13 protein-coding genes and 1 pseudogene are annotated in these 11,503 nt (G+C 70.0%); 4 read left to right on the plus strand and 10 right to left on the minus strand.

Annotated elements, in window-relative coordinates; all coding sequences use genetic code 11:
* Positions 1-56: 56 nt before the first annotated feature.
* The 3 genes from AOZ13_RS11640 to AOZ13_RS11650 all read right to left on the minus strand — a co-directional run bounded on the left by AOZ13_RS11640 (position 57) and on the right by AOZ13_RS11650 (position 3,469).
* Positions 57-1,940: a DEAD/DEAH box helicase gene (locus tag AOZ13_RS11640; RefSeq protein ID WP_021780663.1), complete on the minus strand. Its 1,884-nt coding sequence runs from the start codon at positions 1,938-1,940 to the stop codon at positions 57-59.
* Between the two features lie 69 nt (positions 1,941-2,009).
* Entirely contained in the window at positions 2,010-2,717 is a 708-nt protein-coding gene (locus AOZ13_RS11645; protein WP_020222084.1) for an ArsR/SmtB family transcription factor, read from the minus strand.
* Positions 2,718-2,848: 131 nt separating this feature from the next.
* Complete coding sequence (locus AOZ13_RS11650; protein WP_020222083.1) at positions 2,849-3,469, minus strand: VOC family protein; 621 nt, start codon at positions 3,467-3,469, stop codon at positions 2,849-2,851.
* A gap of 166 nt (positions 3,470-3,635) precedes the next feature.
* On the opposite strand from AOZ13_RS11650, the gene AOZ13_RS11655 reads away from it, so the two are divergent.
* Both AOZ13_RS11655 and AOZ13_RS11660 read left to right on the plus strand, forming a co-directional pair.
* Positions 3,636-4,790, plus strand: coding sequence for a thiolase family protein (locus AOZ13_RS11655; protein WP_020222082.1), 1,155 nt, complete (start codon positions 3,636-3,638; stop codon positions 4,788-4,790).
* Positions 4,787-5,155: a Zn-ribbon domain-containing OB-fold protein gene (locus AOZ13_RS11660; protein ID WP_020222081.1), complete on the plus strand. Its 369-nt coding sequence runs from the start codon at positions 4,787-4,789 to the stop codon at positions 5,153-5,155. The genes AOZ13_RS11655 and AOZ13_RS11660 overlap by 4 nt, the downstream gene beginning before the upstream one ends.
* 64 nt (positions 5,156-5,219) lie before the next feature.
* Here AOZ13_RS11660 and AOZ13_RS11665 read toward each other — a convergent pair whose 3' ends face one another.
* From AOZ13_RS11665 to AOZ13_RS11680, 4 genes are all read right to left on the minus strand, one after another.
* Positions 5,220-5,885 (minus strand): DUF7547 family protein, encoded by a 666-nt coding sequence (locus AOZ13_RS11665; RefSeq protein ID WP_021780664.1) that lies wholly within the window; start codon positions 5,883-5,885, stop codon positions 5,220-5,222.
* Between the two features lie 42 nt (positions 5,886-5,927).
* Positions 5,928-7,037: an NADH:flavin oxidoreductase/NADH oxidase gene (locus AOZ13_RS11670; RefSeq protein ID WP_020222749.1), complete on the minus strand. Its 1,110-nt coding sequence runs from the start codon at positions 7,035-7,037 to the stop codon at positions 5,928-5,930.
* 79 nt (positions 7,038-7,116) lie between these two features.
* The gene (locus tag AOZ13_RS11675; RefSeq protein ID WP_020222748.1) at positions 7,117-7,347 is read right to left on the minus strand and encodes a hypothetical protein; all 231 of its coding nucleotides are present in this window, start codon (positions 7,345-7,347) and stop codon (positions 7,117-7,119) included.
* A gap of 41 nt (positions 7,348-7,388) precedes the next feature.
* Entirely contained in the window at positions 7,389-8,153 is a 765-nt protein-coding gene (locus AOZ13_RS11680; RefSeq protein WP_049934103.1) for a nitrilase-related carbon-nitrogen hydrolase, read from the minus strand.
* A gap of 84 nt (positions 8,154-8,237) precedes the next feature.
* Here AOZ13_RS11680 and AOZ13_RS11685 point away from each other — a divergent pair, with 84 nt between their 5' ends.
* Together AOZ13_RS11685 and AOZ13_RS11690 are read left to right on the plus strand one after the other, a co-directional pair.
* Positions 8,238-9,794 (plus strand): uracil-xanthine permease family protein, encoded by a 1,557-nt coding sequence (locus tag AOZ13_RS11685; protein WP_020222382.1) that lies wholly within the window; start codon positions 8,238-8,240, stop codon positions 9,792-9,794.
* A 3-nt stretch (positions 9,795-9,797) separates the two neighbouring features.
* Positions 9,798-10,085, plus strand: a pseudogene (locus tag AOZ13_RS11690) (zinc ribbon domain-containing protein); the annotation flags it as partial.
* A gap of 11 nt (positions 10,086-10,096) precedes the next feature.
* On the opposite strand, the gene AOZ13_RS15075 reads toward AOZ13_RS11690, so the two are convergent.
* The 3 genes from AOZ13_RS15075 to AOZ13_RS11705 are packed head-to-tail and all read right to left on the minus strand — an operon-like array spanning position 10,097 to position 11,392.
* Positions 10,097-10,513 (minus strand): hypothetical protein, encoded by a 417-nt coding sequence (locus tag AOZ13_RS15075; RefSeq protein WP_020222383.1) that lies wholly within the window; start codon positions 10,511-10,513, stop codon positions 10,097-10,099.
* The gene (locus tag AOZ13_RS11700) at positions 10,503-10,814 is read right to left on the minus strand and encodes an ArsR/SmtB family transcription factor (RefSeq protein ID WP_021780666.1); all 312 of its coding nucleotides are present in this window, start codon (positions 10,812-10,814) and stop codon (positions 10,503-10,505) included. Before AOZ13_RS11700 ends, AOZ13_RS15075 begins: the two co-directional genes overlap by 11 nt.
* A 59-nt stretch (positions 10,815-10,873) precedes the next feature.
* Positions 10,874-11,392, minus strand: coding sequence for a helix-turn-helix transcriptional regulator (locus AOZ13_RS11705; RefSeq protein WP_020222385.1), 519 nt, complete (start codon positions 11,390-11,392; stop codon positions 10,874-10,876).
* Positions 11,393-11,503 lie beyond the last annotated feature (111 nt).

Genomic DNA, 11,503 nt, shown 5'->3' on the forward strand with positions numbered 1-11,503 from the left:
CGCTCACTCCCGCTCGCCGTTCTACGGGCCCTCGCTATCGCTCGGCCCCGAAACGCTCACGGGTCGCTTTCGCTCCCCGCTCGCTCGTCCCGTGGCGGCTCGCTATCGCTCGCCGCCACGTGCGCCTCCGCGTCCGCCTCCCGCACCCGCGCGCCCTTCTCGGCGAGGTGGCGCGTCCGGTTCCGCGCGAAGTCCTCCTCCTCCGTGCCGCGCGTCGCGAGCACGTAGACGAGCGCGCGCCCCGCGGGCCGCATCGTCCGCCCCGCGCGCTGGGCGCCCTGCCGGCGCGATCCGCCGAGACCGGACGCGACGATCGCCAACTCGGCGTCCGGGAGGTCGATGCCCTCGTCGGCGACGCGCGAGACGAGGAGGACGTCGCGCTCGCCCGCGCGGAACTCGTGGAAGACGCGCTCGCGCCGCGAGTGGGGCGTGTCGCCGCTGACGAACGGAATCGAGAGCGCGTCGGCGAGGCGTTCGCCCTGATCGAGGTAGTCGACGAAGAGCAGCGTCTTCGCGTCCGGGTGCGCCTCGAGGATCGCGCGCACCTCGTCGACCTTCGCGGGGTTCGACGCGGCGAGCATCCGGCGCTCGTGGCCGTCCGCGCTCGCGTACTCGTAGCGGTGCGCGTCGTCGACCCACGGGACGAAGCGGATCTCGACCTCCGGCTCCTGCACGAAGCCCGCCTCGAAGAGCGCCTCCCAGTCCGTGCCGATCGGCGGCCCGATGAGCGTGTAGATGTCCGCCTCGCGGTCGTCGCCCCGTATGGGAGTGGCAGACATCCCCAAGCGCGATGAGGCCTGCAAGTCCGCCGTCCGGCGGAAGACGTCGCCCGGGATGTGGTGGGCTTCGTCGTAGACGACGAGGCCCCAGCGCTTCTCGTCGAAGAGTCGGCGGTGGCGCTCCATCCCCGCCGAGGAGTACGTCGCGATCGTCACCGGGCCGATCTCCTTCACGCCGCCGTGGTACTCCGCGACGTCTCCCCGCCCGAGCGTCGTGTATTCGAGGATGCTGTCGCGCCACTGGCCGACGAGTTCGCGCCCCGGCACGAGGATCAGCGTCTCGCGGCCGATTTCGTCCATGACGCCGAGCGCGGCGACGGTCTTGCCGCTCCCCGGCGGGCCGACGAGCACGCCCGATCCCGACTCGACGAAGCGCGTGACCCAGCCGCGCTGGTAGTCGCGCAGCGACAGTTCGAGGTCGAGGTCGATCTCGCTCCCCTCGTCGAGCGTCCGGTCGTCCTGCACGGGGTAGCCGGCCTCGTAGAGGTCGCGTTTGACGGTCGCCACGGCCTCCGCGGCCACCCACGCCTCCGTGTCGGTGATCGGCGCGCGAATCGTCCCCTCGGAGAGGTGTTGTTCCGCGACGTTCCCCATCATCTCGGGCGAGGAGGCCTCGAGGACGACGTATCCCTCTTCGTGCGTGTAGAGGCGGAACTGGCGCGCGCGGCGCCACTGGTCCGTGACGAACTCCTCGACGATGGGGTAGCGATCGCCGAGCGCCTGCCGGAGCGTGCGCTGGAGGGACTCGACGTCGTCGTGGGGCGCGCCCCAGACGTCCTCCTCGCGCACCCGGTAGCGGTAGGCGTTCTCGCCGGTCGTGTCGGTGAGCGTCGCGAACTGCGCGAGTTGCGCGCGCGTGAACTGCGTGGGCTGATCGACGACGACCTCGCGGTGCTCGGGGAAGACGACGACGCGCTCGCGCTCCGTCGTGCGCGCCCAGTCGGTCGGGAACCACACCACGGGATCGTTCGAGACGTCGACGCGCTGGAGGGCCGCGCCGTCGTCGGCGAGCGCGTCGAGGGCGTCGCTCGCGTCGGCCTGCGTCCACCCGAGGACGCTCGCGAGGCGGCCCGCGGTCACGACGGGTCGCCCGACGTCCTCGAGGGCGTCGTAGAAGGCGTCGAGGGAGAGATCGCGGGAGTCGGTTTCGTCGTCTGTCACTACCCGCGATACGCGACTCGCGTTGAAACGGCTTGCGTCGTCGGCGCGCTGCTCTCCGACGTCGGGGCGTCAGCCTCGGCGGCGCGTCCGGACGTACCAGAGCGTCGCGACGACGAGGAGGACGCAGATGCCGCCGAGGAAGAAGGCGACGCCGGGTTCGGCGAGGAGCGCGAGCGGGCCGTGACCGCCGCCGGACGCGCTCGTGGTGGTCGCCGTCGTCGTCGTCGTTCGCCGGACGTCCATCGTGCTGAAGCCGCCGCTGCCGCCCGACGCCGTGGGTGTGCCCGACGCGCCGGACCCGCTCGATCCGCCGGACGTCCCCATCGCGGGGAGGAGCGACTCCGGGGCGAGGAGGGCCTGCACGACGAGCGCGCCGAGAGCGACGCCGACGACGCCGCCCAAGAACCGCTTGAGGACGTCGAACGCGCCGGTCTTCGTTCCGTCGTCGCCGGCGAAGACGACGACGGCGTCGTTCGCGGGCGCGTACACCTTCATCTCGGTGCCGCGCTCGGAGTACCACGTGTCGGCGACGGTCACGAGGCCGGCGTCGCTGAGGTTGTCGAGGTGATACCGCGCGTTCTGGAGGGAGGTGTCGACTGCGTCCGCGAGGGCGGATGCAGGGCGGGGGTCGTCGTAGATCGCGGTGAGGATGCGCCGCGCGGTACGCGAGCCGAGGGCGTCGAACACCTCGTCCGCGGCGTCCTCGTCGATCCCGACGAGTCGAGGACTCCCCGCGTCCGCGTCGACGTCGGAGCGGAACGGGAACAGGCTACCCATCGTGAGTGAGAGTGTCGGACCGTGGGGGACAAATAGCTTCGCGTCGGCTCGCGTCGGCTCGCGTCGGCGCACACCGGGCGCGCATCCGCGCGCTCACGGGCACGCGAAGGGTCGTCGGTCGAGTCCGCGCCTCAGAGACCGCCGGATCCGGACGCGGCCTCGGGGAGGTCGGCGCGTTCGACGGGGAGGTCGAGTTCTTCGAGGGCGTGGACCATGTGCTCCTCGTGGGCGTACTCGGCGCCCGCCGCGACGCGCTTTTGGTGGGTGAGCGCGAGCACCTCGCCGCGGCGGTCGTCGGGGATCGCGAACTTGTCCGCGGCGAGTTCGATGGTGAGACCGTTGTGATCGCGGGTGTAGAGCGAGTGGAAGACGCCGCGATCGAAGACGCTGTACCGGTGGCCCGCCTCCTCCAGCGCCTCGCGCACCTCCTCGAAGTCGTCGGGATCGAAGCTGAACGCGAGGTGGTGGACGCCGCCGACGCCGACGCGCTGGGGCTGGGGGTTCGACTCGCGGTCGTCCTCGACGAAGAACGTGAGGATGCGGCCGTCGCCCGTGTCGAAGAACAGGTGCGTGACGTCGGGCGCGTCGAGGTTCGGCTGCCGGAGGACGAGCGGCATCCCGAGGAGGTCGCGGTAGAACGCGACGGTGTCCGCCTCGTTACTCCCGATGAGCGTGATGTGATCGACGCCGGTCATGTGCGCTGCGCTATCGGGGATCTCGGCCGCCACGGGGATGTCGGGTTCGTCGCTCATGCGATTGTCTCGTGTTACCTGATTCGACTCCGAACCAGATAAAGCCTCGCGGACGACCGCGTCACCCGGTGACGTCGACGTCAGCGGGCGGCGCGCGCCGAGCGCGTGTCGGGCGAGATGGGAACGGGACGGAACGCTCAAGGGCCGCCTCCGTGAGAGAGGGAGTATGGACCGGGTAGCCGTCATCGGCGCGTCGATGACCGAGTTCGGACAGCGCGACGCGTGGGTCCGCGAATTGCTCGCGGAGGCGGGCGCGGCCTGCCTCGACGAGGCCGGCGTCGACGCGAGCGAGCTTGAACACCTCTACGTCTCGAACATGGCCAGCGGGGAGTTCGAGGGCCAGACCGGGGTTCCGAACGCTCTCGCACACGACCTCGGCGCGCTCGGCGCCTACACCCAGCGCGTCGATCAGACGAGCGCGTCCGGCGGCGCGGGCGTCTACGCCGCGTGGCAGTCCGTCGCCTCCGGCGCCAGCGACCTCACGATGCTCGTCGGCGGCGAGAAGATGACCCATCGCACGACCGCCGAAGCGACGGACGTCATCGCCTCGCTCACCCACCCCGTCGAGTACAAGCACGGCGTCACCCTCCCGAGTTTCGCCGGCATGACCGCACGGCGTTATTTAGAGAAGTACGACGCGCCCCGCGAGTCCCTCGCGTCGGTCGCCGTGAAGAACCACGCGAACGGCGTGGACAACCCGCACGCGCAGTTCCGCAAGGAGGTCGACGAGGAGACCGTCCTCGGCTCGCCGATCGTCGCCGACCCGCTGCGCCTCTACGACTTCTGCCCGATCACCGACGGCAGCGCGGCGCTCCTCTTCTGCCCGGAGAGCGTCGCCGCCGAGTACACCGACGACTACACCGTCATCGCGGGCATCGGCGGCGCGACCGACACCCACGTCGTCCACGAGCGCGACGACCCCACCGTGATGGGCGGCGTCGTCGACGCCGCCGAGATCGCCTACGAGATGAGCGGGCTGACCGCCGCGGACGTCGACGTCGCGGAACTCCACGACATGTTCACGATCCTCGAAGTCCTCCAACTGGAGGACCTCGGCTTCTTCGAGAAGGGCGAGGGCTGGAAGGCCGCCGACGAGGGCATCACCGCCAGAGACGGCGACCTTCCCGTCAACACCTCCGGCGGTCTCAAGTCGAAGGGCCACCCCCTCGGCGCGAGCGGCGTCGCGCAGGTGTACGAGATCCACCGCCAACTCACCGACAACGCGGGGGAGCGACAGGTCTCGGCGGACGTCGGTCTCGCCTGCAACGTCGGCGGGTTCGACAACTGCGTCACGACGACGATTCTGGAGGCCGCGGAATGAGCTTCGACGCCTACCGCTGTCCCGAGGGCCACGTCACGTACCCCGAACACGCCGTCTGCCCGGAGTGCGGCGCCGAGCAGACCGAGACCGTCGACCTCACGGACGCGGTCGGCACCGTCGTCACGTGGACGACGAGCACCGCGACGCCGCCGGGCGTCCGCGAACCCAACCACCTCGGCATCGTCGAGTTCGAACTCGACGACGGCGAGACGGTGCGCGCGCTCGGCCAGTTCACCACCGACGGGATCGAGAGCGGCGATCGCGTGACGCCCGTCTACTGCGCGGAGCTGCGCGACCCCGACGCCGGCATCCGCGAGCCGGAGAGCCAAGACTGGGACGGATACAGATTCGAGCCGACGGGGTAGCCGGCTCGAAGCGGAGAGCGGAGACGGCGGACCGGCCGAGTCGACACCGTTCTCGGTTCTCCGGCTACGCCCCGCGATCGTCGTCCGCGTCGCGTCCGCCGCCGTCCGCGTCGCTCACGTCATCGCCCGCGTCGTACTCGTCGCGGAGCTGGTCGAGTTCGTCCTCGACGCGCTCGGCACGGTGCTCGCGCTCATCGCGTCCGGCATCCTCGCCAGTCACGGCGTCGGCATCCTCGTCCGCGCGCTCGCCCGACTCGCGGTCCGCGCGCACCGCCGCGACCTCGGCTTCGAGATCCGCGGTGAGATCACGGGCGTCTTCGAGCAGGTCGCGGGCCGCGTGGTTCTTCGGGAGCGCGTCGCCCGAGACGGCGGCGCGGAGGTCGGCGAGCGCGGCGTCGAGCCTGTCGAGGGTCTCGCGGTCCGGGCGTGCCGCGGCGTCAGCGGCCGACCGTCCGCGCCCGGCGTCGACGAGCCGGAGCGCGGCACGGAGGGCTTCGAGCGCGCGGACCTGTGCGTCGAGGAGCGCGACGGTCGCCGGGATGGCGTCGTCGACGGCGAAGGCGAGAAACTCGCGCGGGGTCGGCGGACGCGGGAATGAGCGCGGACCGCGCGGAACGTCGCGACGGGTGGTGTCGGAGGCCGCGCGGAGGTCGTCGACGGCGTCTTCGAGGGCGGCGACGCGCGCGTCGAGGTCGCGCCCCCGACGGTCGTCGGCCGTGTCGTCGGTCATACTCGTAGGCGGGACGGCCGAACGGATAGGGTTACCGCCGGCTCAGAGGCGCTCGTCGAACCCGCGGAGATACTGGTTCGGGATCTCGACCTCGTCCTCGTAGCCGAGTTCGTGGGCGGCGTGGAGACCGAAGTAGGGATCGCGGAGGAACTCGCGGCCGATGATGACGAGGTCCGCGCGCTCGTTGCGGACGATGGCCTCGCTCTGCTCGGACGTGGTGACGCCGCCGACGGTCCCCACGGAAACGCCGCTCTCCGAGTTCTCGCGGACGTGCTCGGCGAGCGCGAGCTGGTAGTTCGGGCCGGCCCAGTCGGGCGCGGAGCGTGGTGCGATCCCGCCCGAGGAGACGTCGATGAGGTCCGCGCCGGCCTCGTGGAGGACGTCCGCGAGGCGCGCGGACTGCTCGACCGTCCACGACTCCTCGTCGTCGATCCAGTCGGTGCCGGAGAGCCGAACGAGCACGGGCTTCTCGTCCGGCCAGACCTCGCGGACGGCCTCGGTGACCTCGCGGATCAGGCGCGCGCGGTTCTCGAAGCTCCCCCCGTATTCGTCGTCGCGGTGGTTCGTGACCGGGGAGAGGAACTCGTGGAGGAGATAGCCGTGCGCGCCGTGGACTTCGGCGACCTCGAAGCCGGCGTCAAGCGCGTGCTCGGCGCCCTCGCGGAACGCCTCGATGACGTCATCGATGTCCTCGGCGTCCATCGCGCGCGTCGGCGGGGCCTCCTGATCGCCGTAGGGCCACGCGTCGTCGCTCGGCGCGACGACCTCCCAGCCGCCCTCGTCGGGCTGGAGGGGATCGTGGCCCTCCCACGGGCGACTCGTGGAGGCCTTCCGGCCGGCGTGAGCGAGCTGGATGCCGGGGACCGCGCCCTGACTCTTGACGAACTCGGTGGTCTCGCGCAGCGCGTCCGCGTGCTCCTCGCTCCAGATGCCGAGGTCCTCGGGCGTGATGCGCCCGCGCGGCTCGACGGCGGTCGCCTCGGACATGACGAGACCGGCGCCGCCGACGGCGCGCGAGCCGAGGTGAACGTGATGCCACGGCGTCGCGATCCCGTCGCGCTCATCGACGGAGTACTGGCACATCGGGGAGACGGCGATCCGGTTCGGAATCTCCGTCTCGCGGAGCGTGAGAGAATCGAAGAGGTGCGTCATCACCGCTCGCTAGCCGCGCGTCGGGAAAAGGGGTGGTGGACGCGGGGCCGATTGCCGAGATCCGGGCCGACCGGTCGCGCTACCCGTCGTCGAGGTGGGCCTCGACCGGGGCCGCGTCGTCGCCGTCGTCCTCGTCCGCATCGACGGGGTCGCCGTGGCGTTCGACCTCGATTTCGACGTCGACCTCCGCGCCCGCGACCTCGAGTTCGGCCTCGGTCTCGCTCGACGAGCCGAGTTCGACGTCGAGCTCGTCCCGGTCGATTTCGACCCCCACTTCGACTTCGACGTCGACGTCGAGTTCGTCGCTCATGCCCCGACGTGGAGCGCGCCGCCACTACGCAGTTACGGCCGTCACTCCCCGACGCTCCCGACGAACGCGCGCTGTTCGGCGAGGAGGCCGGGATCGAGGGGTTCGACGAGGTCGCGCTCGCCGCGGCCGAGGCGGGCGCGGACCGTCCCGTCGGGGCGAATCACGGCGGAGCGTCCCGCGTACTCGCCGGGGTCGCCGAGCGTCCGCGCGCCCGTGCGACCGCAGCCGACCACCCAGCGGACGCCGTCGAGGGCGCGTGCGCGCAGGAGGAGGTCCCAGTTGGACGCGTAGGATGCCGGCCACGCCCCCGGGACGAACAGGGCGTCGACGCCGGCGTCGACCAGCGCCGCGCTCTCGCGGACGAAGTTGAGGTCGTAACACGTCAGGAGTCCCGTCCGACCGACCGGCGTCTCGACGACGGCGCGCTCGTCGCCCGCGTCGAGCACGTCGGCCTCGTCGCCCCACGGGTGGCGTTTGCGGTAGTGCGTCCGCTCGCCGTCGGGCGCGACGTACGCGAGCGTGTTGTACAGCGCGTCACCGGCGTCCTCGACGAATCCGACGAGCGCGGCCGCGTCGGCGCTCGCCGCGGCGTCGACGACCGCATCCAGCTCGGGCCCGGCGCGCGCGAGCGCCGCGTCCGCGATGCGGTCGTCCGCGACGAACCCCGTGAGCGCGTACTCGGGGAAGATGGCGACGTCGACGCGATCGTCGAGGCCGGCGAGACGCGCGCGGACGGTGGCGACGTTCGCTGCGGGATCGCAGTCGGTGATCGCGCACTGGCAGGCGGCGACGGCGGGATCGGACACGGCGGGAGGGACGCGGTGCGCGAACAAAGGGTCGGCGACACAACACGCTTATGCGCCGGCGCGGGCACCGATGTGGTGGTACGCATGGCAGGAGACGCGAACCCGGAGGCGCCCCCCGAGGGCATCGCGGGCGAACCCGGGACCGAGTCGGTCGAACAGTCCGGCGACGTCGAGTACGGCGTCGAGGAGCGGCCGCCGACGGGCGAGTCGGTGCTGCTCGGACTCCAGCACTACCTCACGATGGTCGGCGCGAACATCGCCGTCCCGCTCGCGCTCGCCGGCGCGATGGGGATGCCCTCGAAGTGGCAACCGATCTACATCGGGACGTTCTTCGTCGTCTCGGGCGTCGGCACGCTCCTCCAGACGACGTTCGGGAACCGCTATCCGATCGTGCAGGGCGCGACGTTCTCGATGCTCGCGCCCGCCATCGCCATCATCGGCTTCGTCGGCACCGGCCCGGACCACTGGCGGGACGCGATCCTCGCCTTGCAGGGCGCGATCATCGTCGGCGGGATCGTCGAGTTCGCGCTGGGGTATCTCGGCGTGATGGGCTGGCTGAAGAAGTACCTCTCGCCGGTCGTCGTCGCGCCGACCATCGCGCTCATCGGGCTCTCGCTGTTCAGCGCCTCGCAGGTCACGATGGCGAATCAGGCGTGGTGGCTCGTCGGTCTCACCGTCGTCCTGATCGTCCTCTTCAGCCAGTACCTCGACGACGCTCATCGGATGTTCCGGCTCTACCCGGTCCTCCTCGGGATCGTCGTCGCGTGGGTGCTCGCCACCGCGCTCTCCGTCCTCGGCATCATCCCGAGCGGGTCGGCCGCGTTCGTCGACCTCTCCACCGTCGCGAACGCGAGCCTCGTGCAGGTGCCGACGCCGCTCCAGTGGGGGATGCCTACCTTCCAGACCTCGTTCGTCGTCGGGATGTTCGCGGGCGTCCTCGCCTCCATGATCGAGTCCTTCGGCGACTACCACGCCGTCGCGCGCCTCGCGGGCGAACGCGCGCCCTCCGCGCGCCGCATCGACCACGGCATCGGCATGGAGGGGATCGCCACCCTCTTCGCCGGTATCATGGGCACCGGGAACGGTTCGACCTCGTATTCGGAAAACATCGGCGCCATCGGTCTCACGGGCGTCGCCTCGCGCTACGTCATCCAGATCGGCGCGCTCCTGATGCTCGTCGTCGGCTTCGTGGGGTACTTCGGCGCGCTCATCACGACGATCCCCAGCCCGATCATCGGCGGTCTCTACATCGCGATGTTCGGGCAGATCGCCGCCGTCGGTCTCTCGAACCTCAAGCACGTCGACCTCGACAGCTCCAGAAACGTCTTCATCGTCGGCATCTCGCTCTTCTGCGGTCTCGCGCTCCCCGCCTACATGGGGAACGTCGGGAGCGCCGCCGCCTTCCAGCAGGGGATGGCGAGCACGCCGATACTCGGGGCGCTCCTCGGTCTCAAGATCGTCTCCGACACGATCTACGTCGTCGGCGGCACCGGGATGGCCGTCGGCGGACTCGTCGCCTTCGTCCTCGACAACACCGTCGAGGGGTCGCGCGAGGAGCGGGGTCTCGACGAGTGGGATCAGCTCACCGAGGACGACGAGGCCTTCGACTCCGCGTACGAGCGATACGTGAAAGGCGACTGATCCTGTGGGTTCACACACCCGGACAACCGCGAGGACGCGGGCTTCGAGTGCCTGAAATGCGGCTACGAGAACCACGCCGACTACAACGCCGCGAAGAACATCGGATTGCGGTATCTCCGTCGTAACCAAACTGGGGACGGCGGAGGCGCACCCGTAGGCGTGCGCTTGAATCGCGGGACGTTGAACGCGAACGGAGAGTATGAACCTCCTGCCGGGGATTCCGGCCAGAGCGGGAGTCCACGCGAAAGCCCCACCCTCAATGAAGCGAACGGCGAAGCCGTGAGCGAGTAGGGTGGGGTAGTTTACGTCTGGCTCTGATAGAAGAGCACGACGACGGCCGCGCCGACGAAGAGGTTCGGGAGGAACGTGAACGGGCCGAGTCCCGTCAGCGGCGGGAAGCCGAAAGCGAGCGGGACGAGCGGGTTCGAGGAGAACGCGTAGAGCAGGAGCGAGACGCTCGTCAGGAGGAGGCTGAGCGTGTACTTGTTCGGGAGATCGCGATAGATCTGCACGTAGGCGACGACGAGGCACGCGAGGAGCACGAGGTTGAACGTCGAGACGGCGAACTGGACGCGGACGAACGTCGCGACGATCGCGTGCTGATCGATCGGCGGCGGGACCGGCACCCCGGGGAGTGCGAAGCCCGCGGCGACGCCACAGATCGCCGCGACGGTCGCGACGGCCGCGGTCTTCGTCAGGGGGGTGAGGTCACGCGCCATCGGTCTCCCCCTCGGTGTCGGTCTCGATATCGGCCTGTTCGGCTATCTCCTCGAGGATATCGAGGTTCTCGCTCATCCGGTCGGTCAGGAAGTACATCTTGCCGTAGTTGTCTCCGCGCGTCGTGACGACGTCGTTCTCCTCGAGCACTTCGAGGTGGTGCTGAACGGTCTTGTAGTTCAGATCGAGTTCGTTCGACAGCTGGTTCGTGTTCATCGGGCGCGTCTGGAGGACGCGGACGATCCGCAGGCGGTTCTTCCCGCCGCGTGAACCGCCGATGAGCCACCACAACAGCTGTCGCATCACCCGGACGTGCACGACACAGGGAGGAAACAGTTACGTATCGCGTCCGACGGCCGGCGTCAGTCCGCGTCCGTCGCGAAGAGCGCGTCGTCGGTGAGCGCGTGGTGGAGCACTCGTCCGATGGCGAGGTGCTGGCGCATCGCGTCGCGGACACGGTCGCGCGCGTCCGTCTCGTCCGCGACCGTGTACTCCTTCGTGCGCACCATCTCGTGGACGTCGATCGTCCCCGACTCCTCGAGATCGTGGAGGCGAGGGTAGACGGTGCCGGGACTGAGATCGGCGTCGAACGTCCCCGCGAGGTCGTCCATCAGCTGCTTGCCGTGCGTCCCGTCGGCGCGGAGCGCGACGAGCACGAGGAGGAGTTCGTCGAGGCTGTGTTTCACGATGGTCTCGTCGAATCGGAACCCCTCGTCGACGCCCTCGACGGTCCGGAGCGCGTCGAGGAGGCGCGCGGGCGACACGTCAGTCGACGGTCCCGATCCCGCTCCGCCGTCGAGTTCACGGAGCAGCGTCTCGACGCTGGCGCTCGTCGACTCCGTCCCGCTCGACTCCCCGTACCGATCTCGCGTCCGCTTCATACCTTCACGTTAGTCTCCGTCGAATTAAAGGGGATAGCGCAGTTTCACGGTTTGAGAAAGCTTAATCCAGCCCGACGGTGACAGACGAATAGTCAGTACCTCACAAAGCCT

The organism is Halarchaeum acidiphilum MH1-52-1 (assembly GCF_000474235.1).
In the GTDB taxonomy this organism is placed as follows: domain Archaea; phylum Halobacteriota; class Halobacteria; order Halobacteriales; family Halobacteriaceae; genus Halarchaeum; species Halarchaeum acidiphilum.